This is a genomic window from Pantoea sp. SS70, assembly GCF_029866845.1.
Classification (GTDB): domain Bacteria; phylum Pseudomonadota; class Gammaproteobacteria; order Enterobacterales; family Enterobacteriaceae; genus Pantoea; species Pantoea leporis.
Genome location: NZ_CP117199.1, coordinates 3,607,551 through 3,629,820 on the forward strand (window position 1 = coordinate 3,607,551; position 22,270 = coordinate 3,629,820).

Below are 22,270 nucleotides of genomic sequence, written 5' to 3' on the forward strand. Positions count from 1 at the left end.
GGGCGCTGATATTCTCAACAAAGGACGTAATGACTCAGGAGCAAGCGGTATGAGTAGGAGCGATAAACATATGCTGGTACCACAATTGCGTTTCCCAGAGTTTAGAAATGCAGAAAAATGGACCTCCTATAATTTAGGCCAACTTTCAAAAGTTGTAACAGAGAGAGTGGGAGATGATGATTGTATTCCATATACAATCACATCTGGGGTTGGCCTCATTAGCCAACAGGAAAAACTAGGTAGAACTATTGCAGGTAATTCTTTAAAAAATTACATACTCCTACAGCATAACGATTTTGCTTACAATAAGAGTGCAACAAAAGCATACCCGCAGGGATACATTGCATGTTACCTGGGACACGAGCATGCTGCTGTTCCCAACAGTATTTTCACTTGTTTTCGCCCTGCCCCAAACTTAGTCATACCAGCTTTTTTGAATAATCTTTTTATTGCCAACTTGCATGGGAAATGGCTAAAGAATCGCGTTGCTGTTGGTGCACGTGCTAATGGTGCATTGCAAGTCAATAATGATGACTTAATGAAAGTACCCGTACCATTACCAACTGGTTCGCAGTCGCTTTCCGAACAAAAAAAAATTGCCGACTGCCTGTCTTCGCTGGATGATTTGCTAACAGCACAAATCCGTAAACTGGATGCGTTAAAAAAATATAAAAAAGGCCTGTTGCAACAGCTATTTCCTCGTGAAGGTGAAACGGTTCCCCGGTTGCGTTTCAATGAATTCCACAATGCAGCAGAGTGGGAGAGGAAAACACTTGAACAGTTAGGAGAGCTTGTCTCTGGGTTGACATACAGCCCTGATGACGTCCGTGAAAACGGCCTATTGGTTTTACGCTCATCAAATGTTCAGGATGGCAGAATCGTTTTAGGCGACAACGTTTATGTACGAATGGACATAAATGGTGCCAAACCATCTTTACCAAATGACATCTTGATTTGCGTTCGAAATGGCTCAAAATCCCTGATTGGGAAAAATGCAATTATTCCTGAAGGAATGCCTCCATGTACGCATGGAGCATTTATGACCATATTTAGGTCAAGTTCAGCAAAGTTCATTATTCAACTTTTTCAAACTAAGGAGTATGAGAATCAGGTTGCTGCTGACTTGGGGGCTACCATTAACTCAATAAATGGGAATCAATTAAAGAAATATACTTTCCTTATTCCGAAACCAGAGGAGCAAAAGGTAATCGCTGATTTTCTTACATCTCTTGACGATCTCATCGCCGCCCAATCCCAAAAAATCGAGACGCTGAAAAACCACAAAGAGGGTCTGGTGCAGCAGTTATTCCCTGTGCTGGATGAGGTATCAGCATGACTTGGCAGACCGCTTACCAGTCTGAGCAAGAATGCATTTCTTGGCAGGGCTACTGCGTACAGGAAAGCAATGCGCTTAGTGTATTTCTGCAAGGGCCAGTGGCTACTCGTCTGCATAATACGGTAAATGGAGAAGATATTGCTCATATCGCGAAGCAATATTTCAGCGAGGATGATGCAGATGCTGTTACTGCCTTAACCAAATGCGGACAGAACCTGTTTGGCAATCTGACCCATACTACGTCATGGGGCCTGAATGCCTTGTTGGCAATTACCACGGCGGAACTGGATGATGATGAGCATGGTCGGTTATCTAATCTCCCATCGCAGGTTTACTACGGTGTTGCCACGGATGAGGCGGTTTCACTACGTCTTTTGGGAGTTCCTCGCCTTGCTGCGCCACGTTTGGCTGAAGCCTTACGATTAACGCGGGAGGATTCGCTTCCTGCCATTCGTCAACGTCTGGAGAAGCTACCGGAGCAAGTTTGGAGCGAAGCTTTAGGTAAAGAAGGTACGATCTACCGCAAGGCCTGGATGATTATGGATGAGGAACAGTGATGAGGCAGAATACTCCACCTGTTTTTCCTGATCTTGCTATGCTAGCGGCTCATCTGCGCAGCGAACTGGAAAACAAAAAGGTCATCTTGCTTTATGCCTATAACGGTACAGGGAAGACACGACTGTCGATGGCGTTTAAAGATGAAGGTAAAAAAACAATTTACCGCCCTTTTTCGGTTGGTGATCATGTGGGCCAGCCGCTTACAATTACCGAAACGACCAGCGATACCTTATATTTCAACGCCTTCACCGAAGATCTGTTCCATTGGAACAACGATCTGGAAGGTGATGAGGATCGCCGCTTGCTGCTCAACAGGGATTCGCGATTTTTTCAAGGACTGTTTGAGCTGGAAATGGACAACCGCATACGGCCGTTGTTACAGCGTTATACAGATTTCGACTTTCGAATTGATACAGAAGAATGGGCGATACGCTTCTTACGGACTTTGGATGGTCAACTTATTGATAATATTAAGGTTTCGCGAGGCGAAGAAAATATTTTCATTTGGTGCTTCTTCTTAGCTATCGTACAATTAGCGCTTGATGGTGCTGATGCTTACCAGTGGGTAAAATATGTCTACATCGACGATCCTATATCTTCACTTGATGAGCATAACGCCATCACAGTTGGTAGCCATCTGGCGCAACTATTGAACAAGGCTGATAACCCGTTGAAAGTGATGATCTCGTCTCATCATCCATTATTCTTCAATGTCATGCACAATGAACTTGATGTTCGTAAATCCAGAAAGGTCGCAGCTTACTTTTTATCAAGATCCAGGGTTAATGGTAGTTATTCTCTGGCCTATACAGGTGCGACACCATTCTTTCATCATGTTGCGATACTGAGCGAGTTATATAAAGCGGAGCAAACAGGCGAGTTATATACCTATCATTTCAATATGTTGCGTTCGGTTCTGGAAAAATCAGCCAGCTTCCATGGTTTCTCAAACTTCTCAGCCTGCATTGCGCAGGATGCTGATGACCCTGAAAGAATTTTGCATTCGAGGCTCATCAATATTCTGAGCCATGGAAACTATTCGCTTTTCGAGCCTCAGCCTATGCTCGACGAAAATAAAACTTATTTCAGAAAGATTTTGCATGATTTTCTGAAGCGCTATCCATTTAATCCTGATTTATTTCCTCAACAGATTGAGGAAGGTGAAGAAAAACTATGACTGAGTTTGAAAAACAAAAACTGGGCAAAACGCTCTGGAATATAGCTGATCAACTACGCGGCGCTATGAATGCGGATGATTTTCGTGATTATATGCTGGCATTTTTATTCCTGCGGTATCTATCGGATAATTATGAAGCCGCAGCTCAAAAAGAACTTGGGGTGGACTACCCCAAACGGAAAGAGGGGGAGCATCAACCACCACTGACTCTATGGTATGAACAAAATGAGCAGGATGTTCCTGAGTTTGAGAAACTAATGCGCCGTAAAGTGCATTACGTAATCGAACCTCAGTATCTTTGGACGAGCATTGCCGAGATGGCACGAACCCAACACGTGAAACTGCTTAATACATTACAGGCAGGCTTTAAGTACATTGAGGAAGAATCTTTCGCTAGTGTCTTCCGGGGTTTATTCTCGGAAATCAACCTTGCCTCGGAAAAACTTGGCAAAACATACGGTGAGCGAAATGACCGTCTTTGTAAGATAATCAAAGAGATTGCTGATGGGTTGAAGCAGTTCTCCACCAACAGCGACACGTTGGGGGATGCTTACGAATATCTGATCGGCCAATTTGCAGCGGGCTCAGGTAAAAAAGCCGGGGAGTTCTACACACCTCAGCATATTTCAGACATCTTATCTGCCATCGTTACGTTGGATAGCCAGGAACCTGCCACTGGACAACGTTCACACCTAGACAGCGTGTTTGATTTTGCCTGTGGGTCAGGATCATTGCTCCTGAATATTCGCAAGCGCATGGGGCAGCACGGTATTGGGAAAATATACGGGCAAGAGAAAAATATCACCACCTACAACCTGGCACGTATGAACATGCTCCTGCATGGAGTGAAAGATTCAGAGTTTGGTATTTTCCACGGTGACACCCTGCTCAACGATTGGGATATGCTACGCGAGACCAATCCATCCAGAATGCCTAAATTCGATGCGGTGGTTGCCAACCCGCCATTCAGCTATCGCTGGGAACCTAAAGAAACATTAGCTGATGATGTGCGCTTTAAAAATCACGGCCTGGCACCTAAATCTGCTGCTGACTTCGCCTTCCTTTTGCATGGATTCCATTTTTTAAAAGAAGATGGCGTAATGGCCATTATCCTCCCTCATGGTGTACTTTTCCGAAGTGGTGCCGAAGCACGCATACGCACGAAGCTGCTGAAGGATGGTCATATTGATACGGTAATTGGACTGCCTGCAAATCTGTTCTTCTCTACTGGTATTCCAGTATGTATTCTGGTGCTGAAAAAGTGTAAAAAACCTAACGACGTATTATTCATCAATGCTGCCGAACACTTCGATAAGGGTAAACGGCAGAATCAGATTTCGTCTGATCATATTAAAAAAATCATTGATACTTACAAGTTACGTAAAGAAGAACCACGCTACGCGCGTCGCGTTAGCATGGAAGAGATCGAAAAAAATGATTTTAATTTAAACATCTCACGCTATGTAAGTACGGCTGAGGCTGAGGAAGAAATCAAACTTACTTCAGTACATGCTGAGTTGGTTTCTCTGGAAAACCAGATCAAATCAGCAACTCAAAAACATAATGAATTTCTAAAAGAGTTAGGCTTACCTCTTTTACCGTAATTCGGGCCATATTATTTTTGTATTAATAAAATGCCCTTTCGTTGCGAGAAGGGCATTAAAACTCATTGGTATTAATTATTACTACACCCAAACGATCTGTTCGCGTCATCAAAGATCTTACTTTTCACTTTGGTGAGATAATCAATCCGGTTCAGTAAATCGCCGGGATAAATATTATTGAGAATATCATCACGCTTAAGGGTATATTTACTATTAGCAGGGTAATGCACCAAGTGCTGCCCCTCTTCGGGAGTCAGTTTTAATGCGCTACACCATGCCGAGGTAATCATGGTTCTTAGCGTATCTTCATCCAGATTGAAATCCCCCAGATGGTAATAAGCATCCTTGTTCAGAAACAAAAATACGTGAAAATGACGCTTCCCATTCTGGGTAAATTCCCTCACCCACGCATAGCGGAGCGTATTCGGGTGTACCCGTTTACCTTCTTTACTCTTGCGCTGTTCATCTGCTGCCAGTTTGGCTTTTAGTGAATTAGTAAATCTTGATATAGAACCTGAATCATTATTCGCGATACAGGAAATGGTATCGCCATTATCCAGAATAACCGGGTCATGGAGATCCACTCGTATCACTAATGTACGACTGTGTTCTTTAACTGCTTTGTTAATAACTTCAAGAATTCTTACTTTGTATAATTTAACATGACTTCCATACTCGCTATCGTAGAGATTCAAAATAGTTTATTCCTTGATGCATAGCAGTCATCGCATTACTACATACGTCTTATTAGTGTGGTATATACAGGCATTGCTAATGACAATATAATAATTATCCGACACTGAATTTCAGACAAAGGATAGCCACAGCCTACGATGACTGATTAAAAATTACTCTGTAATTAGTTGCAATGATGAGCGTTTAATAAAGCAATTACCCCGTCTTATCTTTGACCTGTTCGTTATATAAAATTATCTACAGGTTGTATGAAAAGGGTTTTCTCTCTTTTCTCTGCACGTATTTTGTTTTGCGAGTAAAGTGTGCTTAGCAGTTCGTTAAGTTTGCTCCGGTTTCTGAACTTATTTGGTCCATATTGTAGGATGGTTGTCTTCCTGATATACGGCACCACACACCTGTAGCAATAATCTTTTATCCACGAGTAAAGTTCATCCGCTTCTGAACTTACCAGCAGCAACGTCTGAGGTTTAGAGAAAATTCGCACATACTCATCGACATACCATGCGCTTATCTCTACTGCGGCTTCTACGGCAGTAAGGGATATCTCTCCTTCATCAACATTAAATTCATGCAGAAGCGCGGCAATCCTTGCCATATTTTCCGCCGTTTTAGAGGCGTAATCCTTAAAGCCAGACAAATAGCCAATCAACCCCATTTCTGACTCAACTTTGTTATAAAAATTGAGCCAGCGTTTTTCAGCTTCGGGAGAGAAGCGCAGGCACTTCCGCTCGTTTGCATCATTTCTGGCAATGCTTTCGTTAACGATCTCCATCAGTCGTTGATGAAAGACCGGCAGATGCTCACTTGAGACTACCGGGCTGGTAATCTGCCTGTAGCCCTGTGTTGAACCAGGCTGACATATCAAACACCGGGCGAAAAACCCAATTCCTTTAGCTATATCTCCTTTCCGTTCAAGATACCCGTTTTTAAAAACATCAGGCTGAACCATCAGAGCCAGTGTCATTCTTGCATCTTTAATTAGTTTATCTGGCTCGCTTTTTCTTTCTACGGGAAACATTGCACCATCCCACATTTTATTGATGAAAGGCAGTTCATTCAGGGCGTAGCCGTTAAAAATGGTGCCAGCTTCATCAGACATAAGCCCTATAGACCGCCAGCGCCCACAGAGATAGTTTTTTATCGCCGCTGGTGTGGCATCGTTGAATATCTGCCTGAACCTGACTGGTGCTTCCGGGTGAGCCGCCAGCAGCGCTTTCAGCCGTTCATTCGTTGTGGAGTGATCTTTATTGCGGCGAATGTCTGATTTCAGTTTTGACATCAGGGCTTTCTTTTCAATATTAAAAGCCGTGTGTTCATTCCGCCAAATAATCAGGTCTTGGGTATATTTTTCAAACCATTTTTCCTCCAGTTGATACAATGGCTTCATCAGTAGTTTGTCCACCGTACTTTTGCGTTCGCCAGATTCCGCCAACGTCAGTACAAAAAGCGATACTGGGCTGCACAGATTATTCAGTCGGCACACATCAATCCTGTTCTGGCAGGCAAGCGAAATAACCCCCAGTACCGATGCGGCAATCAAAGCCTGGGGAGCCTGCGTATGCTGTTCCACTTCATAAACCGCATTTCTGATGATCTGCGGGAACACGTGCACAGGGAAAGGACGACCACACAGCATAGATACCTCTTATTCAGTTAACGTTTAAAACGATTCCCCTCGCATTGCTATTCCGCTATTAATGGCAGAAATAGCAGGATGAACACGGGGCTTTCAGGAAAAAAACAAAAAAATGAATGCAAAAAAAGTCCGATGCTAACGCTCATTGATCCAACAAAGCAGATCACTTAACAGCCATCCGCAGGACTTCAGGCCGATAGACTTACGCTGTGGAAACTTACCAACCTGTTCCAGTTTCCACGCGGTAGAGCGGGAAATGGACGTTATGCGCTGACGCTCCCTTTCACGCACCAGGCGATCGCCCTGTTCCCCATAATTGCGCAGGATTTTCAGGCGTGCTTCCGGAGTGGGTGTAATAAATTTTGTACTCATACTGCCTCCTTTGTTTCAGTGGAGGCAGCATGTCGCAGATGGGTAACTGAATGAAAGCAGCGGACACCTTATTAAGGCATCAACGCTTATTGCGGGGCTTAATGCGGTTACTATGGGTCATGTAGAACACGAACAACTGGCTTGGGAGCCTTGACGCAGGCAACGATACAGCGGTTGCCTGAATGTCACGAATGTCACGAATGTCACGAATGTCAGGAACGCGCTACGCATTGATGGAGTGACAACGGCTTTACTGTTTTCTAATATTTCTCCACCAGTGTGAAGTTGGGTATTAAATTTTTATTCTTTTTTATCCTCGAAACGTTTTATCCATTCTGCAATAGTGTCATCACTGAATGCTTTACTGAAGCCATGTTTTCTGGCCGTCACCGTAAGCATTTCTGCCATTTTTGAATAATTGACATCATTATTTCCATCAAGATAATGTTCTTTCAGCATGACATACAGGGCTATTCTTTCTGACCTTGAAATTCGGGTTTGTTTTGTTTTCTTCTCTTCAGACATAGATTCTTCACTCTCTGGCAATAACACTTGCGCATCAAAAAACAATTCTGATTTATCTCTGTATACTTTATTTTGGAATATCAAATAATCCCAGTCATCTTTCCCATATACAGCAATCGCACCTGCGATATTATTATTTTCTCTGACAGTATCCATATCTACCAACACATAAGGGCCTTCAGCGAAACGGGTTACAGGTGTAGCCTTTACCCGCCAGTAACCATGTGCATGCCCATTGTAGGTATAACGACATATCCCCAAGTCACCTTCCAGAAGTCGAGATTCAATTTCTGCATCTTTCTCCGGGTAAAACTGCCTTATTTTAAACTCTGGCATTTTTTCATGCTGATAATAATCTATGCCTGATTTAATTTTTCTCTCCCAATCTTTAAGAAGAAATTGGCCTCCACCAAGGTACCTGACGATCTGGCATGGCAAAGCATCCAACCGAATGTAGAGTGGAACCTTATGATCAAGCCAATCATTCAGTACATTGTCAGACATTATATGGCACTTTTCAGATGCCATTGACAAAGGGTAAAAATCGGGCTGCTTTAATGTCATTCGACTTGTCGTCCTGTGTGACGCTTCGCTGCTTGCGCTATACGTGCTTTATAAATTGATTTATATAACTGAAAAGTGAAATTCAGTCTATGCCTTGCAAGCAGTCTCGTTACCCTCTAAAATTTCCGGGTTAACTTAAGAGAACACGGCATCATGAAGAAAACGCCTATAACAAAAGCCCAAATCTATCGTGCCGTTGCCAGCTCAACTGCAATCGAAACCGGTGTTTCTGTGCAAAAAATTGAGCAGCAACTTAAGCGCAACCAAGCACAGGCGAAAGCCGTTGGCCTCGCCCGCTAGCCTGGCAAGATATCGCTCATCAGCTGCATCATAGGGCTGTAGTTCCCTGATACGCCTGCCTGTATTGCCCTGAAGTAAAACGCTTTGTGCTCATCCCACAGGCTGTAATCCAGTAAGCCCCTCCCCGCCAGAACCGACAACACATCGCAAAGCAGTCTCGACAGACGCCCGTTACCTTCTCTGAATGGGTGGATCAAAATAAACTCCACATGGCATTCAGCCAGGTGACTAACCAGCTCCGGACGAGTCAGGGCTCTCAATTCACCAGAGCGGGAGAGGAATTGCTTCTCGAAACCATCAAGAAGAAGCGGAATCCTGTCGGCAGCAGCAAACTGGAAACCGTCCTTAGTCAGGTTGGCATTACGCATCCTCCCTGCCCAGTCGTACACATTCCCCAGCCATTGTCGATGCCAGCCGCTGATATGCTCAAAAGTCAGCTCCTCAGGCGGCTGACCCTCAATAAATAGATGCTCATACAGCATCAGCAGTAAGCCTGACTCCAGTGCCTCCATTTCCTGCTCATCAATGATCCCCAGCTTATTAGCAAGCACCAGATCACCAGAGCCCGGCTGATACCGCTCTTCTGCTGAATTAAGCTCATATTTCGACAAACCCTTACCTCTGCCCAAACAAGTTAACAACGTTGTTTTCCTGCTGCCGTTGATAGTTGTTAACCCGATCTTCCCAGCTCTCAAGCGCCTTGCGCTTTTCAGTCAGATAATCATAGCGGTCATAGTGCTTCGAGCTGACGTCATTTAAAGCGTGATTCTGAATGCGGTCACGGATCTCTTTACTGATCCCCGCCTCCCCCATCAGCGTTTTACAGGTCCGGCGTAAATCTCGCGCCGTGAAAACTTTAAACTCAGGATTAAAAGCACGGAAATACATGATGGAACGGGCCAGGCTATCGGTACGTACCGGGCGCTCACCGTTGGTTGATAGCGGGAAAATATACGGACTGTTACTTTCCTTAGTCAGCTCTTTCACTGAGGCTAATTCCTGTAGTGCCGATTCAGTCAGCGGGATCAGGTGCTCACGCTTGTTTTTCGATACATCGGCTATGACCAATAGCGTCTTTTGCTGCCAGTCAATCGCACTCCATTGGCTGGCAATCATTTCAAATGGACGCTGCCCGCCAGTATAAACACAGAAGCGGATTAGGTGCTGCATCAACGGCCCAACGTTGGTTGCCTCTGCGAACTGCTCCATGACAAAACGCAGCTCTTCCATCGTTAACCATGTATCACCCACTTTTTCCGCTGAGGACTGCTTCGGTATGGCCGATACCGGATTAATTTCAAGCCCAAACGTAATGCCCTCGCTGGTATTCATCGGATCGTTATCGGCTTTAAGTCCGTAGTTGAATGCCGCCATCAGATAGGAACGAATGCGGTTCGCATGGACCACCGCATCACGCTGGATAATGCCTGAGAGGATGGTTTTGATCTGAAGGGGTGTTACATCCTTCGCTTTGGTTTCACGAGGGATAACCTTATAGCACTCTTTTTCAAGGCGCTTCAGGACATCGGCCCAAGTCCGCTTGTTGTCGAGCTTCATCTTGTTAACGTAGCCATTCACCAGTTCTTCAAACGATCCCTGAGAACGATGGATCTGCATAATGTGCTGCTCGGCCAGACGTTGTTGCTCAAGCTCTTGCTGGGGTTCTTTCCCTTCAACAAGCCAGGCACCATACTTTTTCGCCAGCTCATTGGCCGTCACTAATTTCATCTCAGGCCAGATGCCCAACTGGATGAACTTCTCTTTCTTCCCTTTCTCAACGTAGTAACGGAAATAAAAAACTTTGCTGCCTGAAGGCTGAACCTTAACGCCAAGCCTGCCAGTACCACGTTGAGCGCTGTTGCTCCACACGTAGTACGCCGTGCTTTTTGTCTTCAATCCACGTATAGCAGTCTCGGTAAGATTAGCGGCCATGAGTTTACCTTTCTAAGAATTAGCGTTACCTGACCCGACGCCCATTTCGGGTCAGGTAACGGGTCAGGTAAGGATAGTACAATGGAGAAATGAGAGAACCAATCAGAAACAAAAATAACTTCATAACCGATTGATTATAGACAATTAAAAACACGAACAGAGACAATGACGAACAATTAAAAACATGCCAATTTTATGACTCATAATCGCTTGGTCGCTGGTTCAAACCCAGCAGGGGCCGCCAAATTTAATAATGTAAATCATACTGTTAAGCCACCTTTTGAGGTGGCTTTTTTGTTTGTCATTCATAGTGGCGATCAAATGGCGATACGTTTTCTAAAGCACATCTAAATATCAATCACGCTCCAACTCATTCACCTGCCACCGCACCGAACTTACGCCCTTTTCCAGACTGATGCGGCTCACCAGGCTTTCCAGCTGATCGGTTAATGTTGGATTGCCAATCACCTCAGCATTCACCTCCATGCGATGCGGCGGATCCAAATCCTCACTGTGCAGTGATTGCAGGCGCAATCCGCTGCCGCCCAGCGTGTGCAGCATTAGGCTGCGAACCTGAACCTCATCCTGCGCGAGGCAGATGATTTGTACTTTATAGTGTTGCATCGCTTCGGCTGCTGAGACGATGGTTTGGCGGTTGATACCCAAGGCCAGTTCACGCAGCAGTATATTCGCGCACAGGATCACCATGCAGCCGAGGGCCGCCTCCAGCAGCAATCCCATGCTGCACAGCACGCCAATGGCCGCGGTGCACCATAAGGTGGCGGCGGTATTCAATCCGCGGATGTTCAAGCCATCGCGCATGATCACTCCGCCGCCGAGGAAACCGATACCGGAAACCACATAAGCCGCAACGCGTGACGCATCCGTAGCGATGCCGGGCACGCTTTGTGTCATCAGAACGAAGAGACAAGCGCCGGTGCTCACCAACGCATTGGTGCGTAATCCGGTCATGCGTTGACGTAGTTGGCGCTCACTGCCGATCAGCGCACCCAAAACCAGCGCGACGGTGACGCGCAGTAAAAAGATTTTCCAATCCATGATAGACCTCAATCCGCAGCTTTCTGTTTGCGGAACAAAAGATTAATAAATGGATTACAGACAGTGCGAATACCGCTGGGAACCAGCCGCATTGTGCTTATGAAAAGGGGTGATTCTGGAAGGAAATTCACCGTCTTAACGCGCAGTTAAGACAGCGTGAAGGCTATCTTACCGCGAGGTCCTGCTGTAATCGTTTGGGACTTGTGTCCAATGCCGTTCTCCTCTTGGGTAAAAATTCGCCGCGATTCTAAAGTGACTTACGCAGCATTGCCAACTCAAATAGCCCGTTCGTTTACGTTGGGTTAAAACAAAAAACCCGCCGAAGCGGGTGTATGGAATTGTTATCGCCCCGTCGTTAGCCAACGACTTAGCGTGCCCGAGTTAGCATATCCGCTGATAATGGCGGCATAGCTATCGAAACGGTTGCTGACTTCACTGACCTGGTTGTTGTACAGATCGCTTTCTGCGCTCAATACATCCAGCAATGAACGGCGGCCTAAGTGATACCACTGATCAAAGAAGTCCTTACGAATCCGATCGGATTCCACAATCAGGTTTTTATACAGCACGGCGCGTTCCGCTGTTGAGTGGGCATTCTGGTTGGCAGCACGCACACGATTTTCCAGATCGCGGCGTTGCTCCTGCACCTGCTGACGACTCGCTTCGGCACGTTTAATCGCCGCAATTTCCTGGGCGTTGGTTGAACCGCCGCGGAATAAGCCCCAGCTAACGTTCAGGCCGGTTTGCCATGCCTGTTGTCGTCCGAGCTGGTCTTCACGAGTGTTTTTGCTTACCGTCCAGTTGAGCTTTGGCAGGCCAGAAGCTTTGATCGCCTCTGCCTCTTTGAATGCTGCTCGCTCCTCAGCGCTGGCGCGCAAGATCAGAGGATGGACATCCAAACTCGTCAGTTGGCGGTTTAAATCACCAAAGGAAAGCGCCCACTTATCGCTGGCTGGTAACGTCACGCGGTTGTTGCCCATCAGGCGATTCAGAGTGATTTCAACATCCCGCGCGCGAGACTCGGCATTTTCCAGGTAGCTTTGCGCTTGCAGTAAGCGCCCTTTTGCCTGCGTCAGTTCACTGCGACGTCCAGTATCTGACTGAACAATACCGCTGAGCATTTTGGTCAGCTCCGCCATACGCGCCAAATACTGCTTACTGATGGCGATGACGTGCTGCTGTTTATTCCACTCAATCAAGGCGTTACTTACCTGCATCGCCAAATCTTCTCGCTGTGCCTGCACCGACTGTAAGGCTGACTTAACGCGCTCTTCGCGACTTTCAATGGTGCGACTGGTTTGGCCAAAGTCGATTAGATTAGTCGCTACTGAAACACCTAAAGACGGCATATTCCCTTGGTATTCATAATTTTTAGTTCCACCACCAAACTCTTTGGTTGCCGAAGCGGCGCTTACATCAACTTGTGGCCAGCGCTGACCTTTCGCTTCATCCACGCTGGCTTCAGCCGCATCACCCTGAGCAATATAGGACTTCAGCGCCGGGCTGATTCGCCAGGTGATACGCGCAGCTGAGAGAAACTTTTGCCGTATTTCACTCTCGGCAACTGTTTCATTAACTCCGCCGCTTAACGTAACGGGTGAAGTCGTTTCTGCCGCTATAGTCGCTGCTGGAGGGCTAACATAACTAAAATCTGCCTTAGCGCTTTCAGCTGGAGCATAGGTTTTCGTTGCTGCCGCCTGCTGCTGACCCACATTTCGCGACGGTTGCATCGGGTTAAACGGCTGTGGTTCAGGGCGACGCTGATCCTCCGTCAGGAAACCTCCGCCCTGAATTTCAGCATGCTGGCTGGTTTTCGCGCTGATCTGTGCAGGACGTTCGGCGGCTTCGCGCTGGTGCGGCGCTTCTGCTATTGGGGCCGGTACGATTGGCGCAACTGGCGGCTGAACTCGTGGAGTAATCGCGATCTCCGGTATCTGTCTTTCAACAAACAGCGGCGCAGGCGCAGTGAACGTTGGTTGCGCAACCTTTGCCGCAGGTGTCGTTGGAGCAGATGCAGGCGCCATTGAACCTTGCAAACGTTGCGTTCGCACCGGCGCTGCCGCAGGAGCGACAGGACGCTGGCCGCTCATTTCCGCAAACATCATCAACTCACTGGTGGAATCCGCCATCACGTTAACCGCGGGCGCCATCACAACGGCAATACAAACGGCAAGCAGAGAGAGATGACGCGCCTGTGCATGGCGCATCTTGTTATTATTTTTCATGATTATTAACGCTCGCGGAATGCTTCTTTAGCTTTCAGGACCGGCTTCAGCAGGTAATCGAGAATGGTTTTCTCACCCGTGCGCACCTCAACGGTAGCGATCATGCCGGGAATGATCGGCAGATCTTTGTTACCGGCGTGCAGCGTGCTTTTATCCGTCAGGATCAGTACGCGATAGTAGGTATCATCCGGGCGTCCACTGGCGGCTTTCTGATCGTCTTTTAAGGTATCCGGACTGATATACTCCACGTGCCCATCAAGCCCGCCGTAAATGGCAAAGTCATAGGCGGTGATTTTCACCTTGGCCGGTAAGCCTGGACGCAGGAAGGCGACATCCGACGGACGGATTTTTCCCTCCACCAGCAACTGCTCTTCCAGCGGAACGATTTCAAGGATGTGCTCACCCGGCTGAATAACCCCGCCAATGGTGTTAACGCGTACGTTTTTCACCGTGCCGCGCACCGGTGCGACGATCGTGGTGCGATCAACAATATCGGCACGGCCAATCAGGTTTTCGCTAACCTGGCTCAGTTCTAATTCCAGGCGTCCCAGCTCAGTGTGGGCATCTGATTGATAGCGGTTACGACGTTCGACGATTTGCGCCTGAATGTCATTGGCCTGACGCTGCATACGCAGTAGTTCGACTTCCGACAAGAGACCTTTGGCCGCTAACGGCTCAGCCAGATGTATCTCGCGCATCGAAAGTGCGTAACTGCGTTGCAATGAGTTGATGCTGTCACTTAGCGCACGTTTGCGCGATTCATAAGCTTTAGTTTCCTGCGCCACAACGGCGGGATCGCTCTGTACCTGCTCATCAAACGCCAGTGGCAATGAATAAGCTTCAGCACGTAAGCGTGCAATGCTGCCCTTCAGACCCACCACTTTACTCAGTACTTCGCGATAGCTGGATTGCGCACGCGTTGGGTCAATTTTCAGTAGCACATCACCGCGATCTACAACCGTACCTTCACGCACATTCATCTCTGCCAGAATGCCGCCTTCCAGGCTTTGAATAACCTGTTCACGGCTGCGTGAGATGACCTTGCCATCGCCTTTAGTGATCTCTTCGACTCGTGCGTAATTGGCCCAGGTAAGGCCACCAACTAACACCGCAATGATGATCCACATCACTAGCTTGGAACCCGGCGTGGTCTGCGACAGCAGAGAAGCCTGCACGTCATTCATAAATTCGGCATCAGCAGCGGACATACCTTTCTCGCTCTTACGCCATGACATTAACTTGCTCATACTGCGGCCTCCTCTGCTGCTGCTTGCTTCGGCGCTGAATCGTTAGCGGGAGCTGGCGCACGTACCGCCGGTTCAACCGCCTGACGCGGCTGTTTGCGGGCTTTATTTTTTCCTTCTAAAGCGGCAAGCACCTGATCTTTCGGGCCATCCGCCACCACTTTGCCTTCTTCCACCACGATGATGCGATCGACCAATGCCAGAATGGATGGACGATGCGTCACCACAATCAGCGTGTGTCCTTCACTGGCGCGACGTAAATGCGCGAGGAATTGGTTTTCCGTCATGCTATCCATGGCGCTGGTTGGCTCATCCATCAGCAGCACTTTAGGACGGGTAAGCAGCGTTCGCGCCAGAGAAACCAGCTGACGCTGACCGCCAGACAAGCCTTCGCCGCCCTCGCCAACCGTTAAATTGATACCACTTGGATGGCGTGCCGCAACGTGGTCCAAACCGGTCAGATTCAGCACGCGCAGCAGCTCATTGGCGGTGGCGTCCGGGCGCCCAATCATTACGTTTTCGCGCAGCGTGCCGTAGAACAGACGCGCATCCTGACCGACAAAGCCAACAACCTTGCGCCAGTCCGCCGGATCAATCTGGTTAACATCCAGACCATCGGCCGAAAGCTGACCTTTCACCGGTTGGTAAAGGCGCGCCATCACACGTAATAAGGTGGATTTACCGCTACCGATGCGGCCAAGAATCGCGACGCGTTCCCCGGCTTTAATGCTCAACGAGATATCTTTGAGGATTTCCGGGTTGGGCTTCATTGGCGGTGCCGGATAGGAGAAGTTGACGTTGGTCAGCGTGATCTCACCACTCAACGGCGGATCGGTGAGATAGGTTTTGCTGCTGTCACGATCAATAGGCATCTCCATCAGCTTGTTGAGTGACGTTAGCGCCGCTTTTGCCTGCTGATAACGTACAGCCAGGCCAATAACCTGACCGAGCGGGCCAGTCGCGCGGCTGGCAAGCATCACGGTGGCGATCATCGCACCCATGGTGAACGTGCCTTCATTGATCAGATAAACACCGGCCACCACCAACATCACCGTCTGAAACTGCTGCAGGAACGTCACCACGCCGGTTGCCAGCGTTGAGTAGCGTTTTGATTTCATCGAGTTAGCGGATTGCAGTGCACTGAAATTTTCCCAGCGACGCTGCATGTGTGCTTCACCGCCCACTGCTTTCAGCGTTTCCATACCTTCAACTGATTCAATCAGCACGCCTTGTTTGAGTGAGGCGTCACGCAGGTTCTCTTTCATAATGCGCGCCAGCGGCCACTGGATCGCGGCACTGACGATGATGATCAATGGGATCATCATCAGTGGAATGATCGCCAGCGGACCGCTGATAAAGAAGATCACACCCACAAACATCAGAATGAAAGGAAGATCGGAAATCGCCGCCAGCGTGGCAGATGCCACGAAGTCACGTACCGATTCATACTCACGAATCTGGTTGGCGAAGGTACCGGAGGAAGCGGGTTTGTGTTCCATCTGGATAGAAAGTGCCTGACGGAACAGCATACTGCCGAGCACTAAATCGGCCTTTTTACCCGCCATATCCAGCAGATGCGCGCGTACGAAGCGGGTAACGGCTTCGAAGATCATCGCAATGGTCACGCCAATCGCCAGTGACCACAGCGTCACGAATGCCTGGTTCGGCACCACACGGTCATAGACGTTCATGGTGAAGAAGATGCTGGAAAGACCGAGAACGTTGATCAATACCGCCGCAATCGCGGCACTGCGGTAATAGCGGCGATAGCGCCACAGAGTGGTGAACAGCCAATGGCCTTTTACTTCCGGCAGCATTTCACTGGCGCGCTCATCGACCACAGCAGTGGGTTTCGCCATGACGGCGAAGCCCGCGTAGATCTCATTCAGCTCGGCCAGATTCATCTCAACGGCTGAAGCGCTGACTTCTGGCATCACCAGCTGGAAGCGCAATTCGCGTTGATTTTCCTCATTAGTGTGAATGCGGCGCGACAGCACAATGCAACCGCCGCCCCCTTTGCGCAGCAGAATCATCGGCATCAACTGCTCCGGCAGATCCTGCAGACGACGCTCAACCATGCCGCCGGTAATGCCGGCGTTTTCGAGCGCTGTCATGGCCTGTGATGGTGAGAGCAATGTCGCTTTTGGCAAACCTGCCACCAGCGCTTCTTCACTTTTCTCGCGTTTATAGTGTTTGCAGATCCAAGCCACGCTTTTTAACAGCGTGTCATCTACCGTGGTTTCAATACGAGCAACAGAACGCGCATCCTGCTCCACAGCATCCTGCTTCTGGTCGACCATTTCCCGACTCCTGTAAACCTGACAAAAAAACGGTGAGCACATTGCCCACCGTTGCACCTGTTTGAATTGGGAAAATTCTGACAGAAGGCAGGTTTTGAGCAGTCCAAGACTTGTCTCAAACGGTTAGGAATAATTGTTTAAACTCGTGATTGCAGGCACGGAGGCGGGCTTTTTGCACTGCCTGGCGCAGAAAAATGCAAGGCTGTTGATGCTCGTCCTGGGCGTGTTATCTTACTGGCTCGCTTTATCGCAATCGGACAAATAGCAATGGTAAAACAGCGCGTAGGGATCGTGTTTGGCGGCAAATCGGCCGAGCATGAAGTGTCATTACAATCGGCCAAAAACATCCTCGAAGCCATCGATAAGAGCAAGTACGAGGTGGTGTTGCTGGGAATTGATAAACAGGGTGAATGGCATCTCAATGATGCTTCGGGATTCTTGCTCAACGCAGAGAACCCGAAGCTGATTGCGCTTAATCGTTCAGGTGAAAATGTCGCGCTGGTTCCGGGCAGTTCTTCCCAGCAGCTGATTACCCGTCAGCAGGCGCAGCCGTTGTCACAGCTGGATGTCATTTTCCCCATCGTGCACGGCACGCTGGGTGAAGATGGTTCGTTACAGGGCTTATTACGCATGGCGAATCTGCCGTTTGTCGGCTCTGACGTGCTCGGGTCTGCCGTCAGCATGGACAAAGATTTTACCAAGCGACTGCTGCGTGATGCTGGACTGAACGTTGCCCCCTGGCTGAGCGTGACGCAGGCACAGCGCGCGAACATTGATGCTGAGGCCGTGATTGCACGCTTTGGCCTGCCGCTGTTTATCAAACCGGCTAACCAGGGATCGTCCGTTGGCGTGAGCAAAGTCGACAGCCCTGAAGCGTTCGATGCCGCGCTGGATCTCGCCTTTACGTTTGATCGCAAAGTCTTGATCGAGCAAGGGATTAAGGGGCGCGAGATTGAATGTGCCGTGCTGGGCAACGATGCGCCAGAAGCCAGCCCGTGCGGCGAAGTGGTGGTGCATGATGCCTTCTACTCATACGACACCAAATACATCAGCGAAAGCGGTGCGCAAGTGGTGGTGCCAGCGGCAATCAGCGATGAAGCCAGCGAGGCAATTCGTCAGGTGGCAATTACTGCGTTTCAAGCGCTGGAGTGTTTTGGCATGGCGCGTGTTGACGTGTTCCTGACGGAAAGCGGCGAGATCATTGTCAATGAAGTGAATACCTTGCCAGGTTTTACCAATATCAGCATGTATCCGAAGTTATGGCAGGCAGCAGGTTTGAGCTACAGCGATCTGATTTCCCGTCTGATTGAGCTGGCTCAGCAGCGTCACCAGCAAACCAGCCAACTGAAAAGTAGCGTTTGAATCGCCATGACGTGGCTCAGGCCACGTCATTCATCATGCTGCGCGGCTCCATCGCCGGTGAGGTTTGATTACGGCCATTGCGTTTGGAAAGATAAAGATTCTTATCCGCCGCTGACACTAAGCGATTGATCACGCTTGGCCATTCACGTTCATTCTGCGCACTGCCGCGCGCCAGACCTAAACTGGCAGTTACCGTCACCGTGTTGCCCTGAATCCAGAACTTCTCTTTGACCATCGCCTGACGTACCGTTTCGGCGAGTTGGTAAAGCTGGCTATGGTTACAATCGAACATCACCATCACAAACTCTTCGCCACCAAAGCGACACACCATGCCACGATTGCCAACCACGCGCTGAATGCGCCGCGCAATCTCTTCCAGCACGCAATCACCGGCATCGTGGCCAAAATTGTCGTTAATGGCTTTGAAATAGTCGACATCAAGCATAATAACGCCAGCTTCCCGTTGTAGCGAGAAAGGTTCATTTCTTAAGCTTTCATACAGACCGGAACGGGACAGCAACTGGGTGAGAAAATCAAAATTAGCGCGGAGTGCAAGGCGATGATTTAACTGGCGGATCGCATCCATGCTCACCGCCACCAGCAGCGGGCTGAGCGCAACGGTGGCGACGCCAAGCCGTGCCGAGGTGAGATGGCTAATCGGCAGCAGTGCATCGTCACCCTGGATGTTCATCACACCATGCGACACCAGCACAATCTCCGTAATACCGGTTATCAGGATCACTAAGCTGGTCAATGGAATCGGCAACACGATGGCACACCAGATCAGCGCCGGAACCGGGAACGTCAGGCTGCCGGCCCCGCCAATCAATGCCCCAACGATCAGCGACAGGATGACCGCCGCCAGCGGCAGCAGTTTGCCGGGATGCAGCAAGGTGTGCGGTGAAACCGTTCGCAACGGGCGTGCCAGCATCACCGGCAGCAGCATCAGCGAAGTAGAGAACTGTTCGCTGAACCAGTCGCTCCACGCCACAATAAAGCGCGCATTGAAATCAATATCCTGTGCCCACGCGCCCCAGGTTGCACAAGCCGCCGCGCCAAGAAAACAGGCGGGAAAAATGCGCATGGCATTGAACACCTGGCTGTGGGCGGAAGGACGTTGCAGATGTTTGATCAGCATGCTGACCGCGACGAGAATAAACAGAATGTTGGCAAAATTGACGGTAAACGCTGGCAGCGCCCAGCCGGAAAATACCGTGTCGTTAAAAATCATCGCACTGAAGCACACCAGATAGCTGGAGGTAGTGTGTAAAAACGGATTCCTCACTATTAATCCCGCCACCAGCGCATTCACCGGCCAGAATAGTGAGAACTCTTCGGGGATGCGTAAATGGCTGCCGATAAAGCAGAAAAACAGCGTAATGAAAAACAGCGTGAGGGCATTCTTTTTAAAATTATTCTCTTCAAACAGCATAACGCGCATACGTCTGAACCCTGTAACCTGGAAAGTGCCGGCATCAACCCTAAGCATCAGCAAGCATTAAACCGGAAATAACCGTGCGATGATTCGGTAATTAAGCAAGTGTTCGTCATCCTACTCTGCGGCTGGGCGGCGCTCACCTGCCATAAAAAGCAGCGTCGCGCCTAATGGCATTGTAGAAACGCCAGAGACAAAGGATAAAACTTGTGGCAATTATGCCCTGTAAATAAAAAAATCGGCTATCCGAGATATCCGATTTTTAGTTTTAAAAACGGTTGTTCCAGCACAGACTTATGGCTATTTCACCGCAACAGGCCATTGACTCAGACGAATGCCACGTTTACGTGCGTTTTCACCAAAGTCTTTTAGCACCGCTTTAACGTCGGGATCCATATATTGGGCATTGCCGTGCTCAGCAATCACCACGCTGTTTTCCGGGATCTCTGCCAGCAATCCCTGCAGCTTTGGATTGTGCATAAAGGTCAGATTTTGCTGCAGGCGTAAAACGTAGTGATCGTCATGTCGCGTGAGCTGCAAGGCGTTGCGATGGCTTTTATAGATGCTGTAGAGGATTTGCGTAGCGATGCCAATTCCGATGCCGGCCAGCATGCCAAACACAATAATGCCGCCAATGGTGGCAAGGAATGGCACATATTGCTGCGGTCCCATGCGCATCTGCTCAATGAACAGGCGCGGCGTGGCCAGCTTATAGCCGGTATAAAGCAGCACCGCCGCAAGGCTGGCAAGGGGAATCGCGTTAAGCAGATTACTGAACCACAGGCCGCAGATTAACAGCAGCACACCATGAATCAGAATCGACAGTTTGGTTTGCGCGCCAACGCTGACGTTCACCGAACTGCGCACAATCACTGCAGTAATCGGCATCGCGCCAAGGAAACCAGCGGTCAGGTTACCAATGCCCTGCGCAAACATCTCTTTGTTGGGTGAAGGTGCAGGATGTTGCGGACGCAGTTTCTTCAGCGCTTCCTGGCTGAGCAGCGTTTCAAGGCTCGCGACCAGCGCCAGCGTGATCGCCACCATCCACACTGCAGGATTCTGCCACGCTTGCCAGTCTGGCGTTTCCAGTTCAGCCACCAGCGCCGACATGCTGTCGAACGCGGGCAGCGCGATACGCGGCAAGCCATCAGCTAACGCTGGAAACAGGCGATCCCCAAACACCGTCGCCGCACAGCCTACCAGCACCGCTACCAGCGGACCGGGCATCCAGCTCAGCACTTTAACTGACTTGATCAGCGGCGTGGTCCACAGCCATAAAATAGCCAATCCCACGCCAGCAACCAGCATCGCGCTGCTGGAAAAATGAAATTCCCCTTTTACCAGCGACAACAGCTCAACATCGCCCGCCGCGCCGAATGCTACCGGAATTTGCTGCATAATCAGCAAAATACCAATCGCCGCCAGCATGCCTTTAATCACGCTGCTCGGCACTAAGGCGATAAAACGTCCTGCACGCAGTAAGCCAAACAGGCACTGCAACGCACCCGCCAGAATCAGCGCGGTGAGAAAGGCGGAAAAGCTACCTAGTGTGGCGATCGACGCGACCACAATCGTTACCAATCCCGCCGCCGGACCACTAACCGCAAAACGCGAGGGGCTCAGCGCAGTCACCAGCAACCCACCAATCACGCCGGTGAGCAGACCCGCAAAGGGCGGCAATCCACTCGCCTGCGCGATGCCAAGACAGAGCGGCAGCGCGACCAGAAACACCACCAAACCAGCCGGAATATCCTGACGAAGCGTGCTTAAATTCATGGCGTTGATTCCTCTGCAGATGGCTGAATTAACCGCGCGCGGCGCCGCAAAGCCAGAGTACGATTTATCACTAATAAGGTTTTCAGGGTCATCACAATAATCTTCTCTCAACATTTAAAAAGATCGCTTTCAGGCAGATAGCGACGTCATTAAACGCGGCTATGGAGAA

General features: G+C 49.2%; 18 protein-coding genes. 6 read left to right on the forward strand and 12 right to left on the reverse strand.

From position 1 onward, the window contains the following. Positions 1 to 49: 49 nt before the first annotated feature. The 4 genes from PO881_RS16545 to PO881_RS16560 are packed head-to-tail and all read left to right on the forward strand — an operon-like array spanning position 50 to position 4,675. Positions 50 to 1,336, forward strand: a complete 1,287-nt coding sequence (locus tag PO881_RS16545; RefSeq protein ID WP_280172109.1) for a restriction endonuclease subunit S — start codon at positions 50 to 52, stop codon at positions 1,334 to 1,336. Then, the gene (locus tag PO881_RS16550) at positions 1,333 to 1,893 is read left to right on the forward strand and encodes a hypothetical protein (RefSeq protein WP_280172110.1); all 561 of its coding nucleotides are present in this window, start codon (positions 1,333 to 1,335) and stop codon (positions 1,891 to 1,893) included. Before PO881_RS16545 ends, PO881_RS16550 begins: the two co-directional genes overlap by 4 nt. Further along, complete coding sequence (locus PO881_RS16555) at positions 1,893 to 3,071, forward strand: AAA family ATPase (protein ID WP_280172111.1); 1,179 nt, start codon at positions 1,893 to 1,895, stop codon at positions 3,069 to 3,071. Before PO881_RS16550 ends, PO881_RS16555 begins: the two co-directional genes overlap by 1 nt. After that, positions 3,068 to 4,675, forward strand: coding sequence for a type I restriction-modification system subunit M (locus PO881_RS16560; RefSeq protein WP_280172112.1), 1,608 nt, complete (start codon positions 3,068 to 3,070; stop codon positions 4,673 to 4,675). Before PO881_RS16555 ends, PO881_RS16560 begins: the two co-directional genes overlap by 4 nt. A gap of 71 nt (positions 4,676 to 4,746) precedes the next feature. On the opposite strand, the gene PO881_RS16565 is transcribed toward PO881_RS16560, so the two are convergent. From PO881_RS16565 to PO881_RS16580, 4 genes are all read right to left on the reverse strand, one after another. Next, positions 4,747 to 5,370: an inovirus Gp2 family protein gene (locus tag PO881_RS16565; protein ID WP_280172113.1), complete on the reverse strand. Its 624-nt coding sequence runs from the start codon at positions 5,368 to 5,370 to the stop codon at positions 4,747 to 4,749. Positions 5,371 to 5,594: 224 nt separating this feature from the next. Continuing rightward, on the reverse strand, positions 5,595 to 7,007 hold the full coding sequence (locus PO881_RS16570; protein ID WP_280172114.1) for a YfjI family protein: 1,413 nt from the start codon (positions 7,005 to 7,007) through the stop codon (positions 5,595 to 5,597). 135 nt (positions 7,008 to 7,142) lie between these two features. Then, positions 7,143 to 7,379: an AlpA family phage regulatory protein gene (locus tag PO881_RS16575; protein WP_280172115.1), complete on the reverse strand. Its 237-nt coding sequence runs from the start codon at positions 7,377 to 7,379 to the stop codon at positions 7,143 to 7,145. Between the two features lie 300 nt (positions 7,380 to 7,679). Then, complete coding sequence (locus PO881_RS16580; RefSeq protein WP_280172116.1) at positions 7,680 to 8,408, reverse strand: hypothetical protein; 729 nt, start codon at positions 8,406 to 8,408, stop codon at positions 7,680 to 7,682. Between the two features lie 213 nt (positions 8,409 to 8,621). On the opposite strand from PO881_RS16580, the gene PO881_RS16585 reads away from it, so the two are divergent. Next, entirely contained in the window at positions 8,622 to 8,768 is a 147-nt protein-coding gene (locus tag PO881_RS16585; RefSeq protein ID WP_137269124.1) for a hypothetical protein, read from the forward strand. Here the strand turns inward: PO881_RS16585 and PO881_RS16590 are convergent. From PO881_RS16590 to PO881_RS16615, 6 genes are all read right to left on the reverse strand, one after another. Continuing rightward, positions 8,765 to 9,379 (reverse strand): Fic family protein, encoded by a 615-nt coding sequence (locus tag PO881_RS16590; RefSeq protein WP_280172117.1) that lies wholly within the window; start codon positions 9,377 to 9,379, stop codon positions 8,765 to 8,767. The two genes, PO881_RS16585 and PO881_RS16590, sit on opposite strands and share 4 nt — an antisense overlap. 4 nt (positions 9,380 to 9,383) lie before the next feature. Continuing rightward, the gene (locus tag PO881_RS16595; protein ID WP_280172118.1) at positions 9,384 to 10,700 is read right to left on the reverse strand and encodes a site-specific integrase; all 1,317 of its coding nucleotides are present in this window, start codon (positions 10,698 to 10,700) and stop codon (positions 9,384 to 9,386) included. 354 nt (positions 10,701 to 11,054) lie between these two features. Further along, on the reverse strand, positions 11,055 to 11,759 hold the full coding sequence (locus PO881_RS16600) for an MgtC/SapB family protein (RefSeq protein WP_110867369.1): 705 nt from the start codon (positions 11,757 to 11,759) through the stop codon (positions 11,055 to 11,057). Between the two features lie 341 nt (positions 11,760 to 12,100). Continuing rightward, positions 12,101 to 13,984 carry a TolC family protein gene (locus PO881_RS16605; RefSeq protein ID WP_280172119.1) on the reverse strand — a complete coding sequence of 628 codons (1,884 nt, stop codon included), beginning with the start codon at positions 13,982 to 13,984 and terminating at the stop codon, positions 12,101 to 12,103. 5 nt (positions 13,985 to 13,989) lie between these two features. Then, positions 13,990 to 15,231: an HlyD family type I secretion periplasmic adaptor subunit gene (locus PO881_RS16610; protein ID WP_137386563.1), complete on the reverse strand. Its 1,242-nt coding sequence runs from the start codon at positions 15,229 to 15,231 to the stop codon at positions 13,990 to 13,992. Next, positions 15,228 to 17,528 carry a type I secretion system permease/ATPase gene (locus PO881_RS16615; protein ID WP_280172120.1) on the reverse strand — a complete coding sequence of 767 codons (2,301 nt, stop codon included), beginning with the start codon at positions 17,526 to 17,528 and terminating at the stop codon, positions 15,228 to 15,230. The genes PO881_RS16610 and PO881_RS16615 overlap by 4 nt, the downstream gene beginning before the upstream one ends. 267 nt (positions 17,529 to 17,795) lie before the next feature. Here PO881_RS16615 and ddlA point away from each other — a divergent pair, with 267 nt between their 5' ends. Further along, positions 17,796 to 18,890: a D-alanine--D-alanine ligase gene (ddlA, locus tag PO881_RS16620; RefSeq protein WP_271461367.1), complete on the forward strand. Its 1,095-nt coding sequence runs from the start codon at positions 17,796 to 17,798 to the stop codon at positions 18,888 to 18,890. Between the two features lie 16 nt (positions 18,891 to 18,906). Here ddlA and PO881_RS16625 read toward each other — a convergent pair whose 3' ends face one another. Both PO881_RS16625 and PO881_RS16630 read right to left on the reverse strand, forming a co-directional pair. Further along, positions 18,907 to 20,331: a GGDEF domain-containing protein gene (locus PO881_RS16625; protein WP_192236190.1), complete on the reverse strand. Its 1,425-nt coding sequence runs from the start codon at positions 20,329 to 20,331 to the stop codon at positions 18,907 to 18,909. 294 nt (positions 20,332 to 20,625) lie between these two features. Continuing rightward, positions 20,626 to 22,101: a SulP family inorganic anion transporter gene (locus PO881_RS16630; RefSeq protein WP_280172121.1), complete on the reverse strand. Its 1,476-nt coding sequence runs from the start codon at positions 22,099 to 22,101 to the stop codon at positions 20,626 to 20,628. Between the last annotated feature and the right edge of the window lie 169 nt (positions 22,102 to 22,270).

Bases quoted from the DNA above. Each gene is read 5' to 3' on its own strand.
- PO881_RS16570 (WP_280172114.1), bottom strand. From the start codon at position 7,007: ATGCTGTGTGGTCGTCCTTTCCCTGTGCACGTGTTCCCGCAGATCATC.
- PO881_RS16575 (WP_280172115.1), bottom strand. From the start codon at position 7,379: ATGAGTACAAAATTTATTACACCCACTCCGGAAGCACGCCTGAAAATC.
- PO881_RS16605 (WP_280172119.1), bottom strand. From the start codon at position 13,984: ATGAAAAATAATAACAAGATGCGCCATGCACAGGCGCGTCATCTCTCT.
- PO881_RS16600 (WP_110867369.1), bottom strand. From the start codon at position 11,759: ATGGATTGGAAAATCTTTTTACTGCGCGTCACCGTCGCGCTGGTTTTG.
- PO881_RS16610 (WP_137386563.1), bottom strand. From the start codon at position 15,231: ATGAGCAAGTTAATGTCATGGCGTAAGAGCGAGAAAGGTATGTCCGCT.
- PO881_RS16585 (WP_137269124.1), top strand. From the start codon at position 8,622: ATGAAGAAAACGCCTATAACAAAAGCCCAAATCTATCGTGCCGTTGCC.
- PO881_RS16580 (WP_280172116.1), bottom strand. From the start codon at position 8,408: ATGTCTGACAATGTACTGAATGATTGGCTTGATCATAAGGTTCCACTC.
- ddlA (WP_271461367.1), top strand. From the start codon at position 17,796: ATGGTAAAACAGCGCGTAGGGATCGTGTTTGGCGGCAAATCGGCCGAG.
- PO881_RS16560 (WP_280172112.1), top strand. From the start codon at position 3,068: ATGACTGAGTTTGAAAAACAAAAACTGGGCAAAACGCTCTGGAATATA.
- PO881_RS16550 (WP_280172110.1), top strand. From the start codon at position 1,333: ATGACTTGGCAGACCGCTTACCAGTCTGAGCAAGAATGCATTTCTTGG.
- PO881_RS16615 (WP_280172120.1), bottom strand. From the start codon at position 17,528: ATGGTCGACCAGAAGCAGGATGCTGTGGAGCAGGATGCGCGTTCTGTT.
- PO881_RS16595 (WP_280172118.1), bottom strand. From the start codon at position 10,700: ATGGCCGCTAATCTTACCGAGACTGCTATACGTGGATTGAAGACAAAA.
- PO881_RS16545 (WP_280172109.1), top strand. From the start codon at position 50: ATGAGTAGGAGCGATAAACATATGCTGGTACCACAATTGCGTTTCCCA.
- PO881_RS16630 (WP_280172121.1), bottom strand. From the start codon at position 22,101: ATGAATTTAAGCACGCTTCGTCAGGATATTCCGGCTGGTTTGGTGGTG.
- PO881_RS16625 (WP_192236190.1), bottom strand. From the start codon at position 20,331: ATGCGCGTTATGCTGTTTGAAGAGAATAATTTTAAAAAGAATGCCCTC.
- PO881_RS16555 (WP_280172111.1), top strand. From the start codon at position 1,893: ATGAGGCAGAATACTCCACCTGTTTTTCCTGATCTTGCTATGCTAGCG.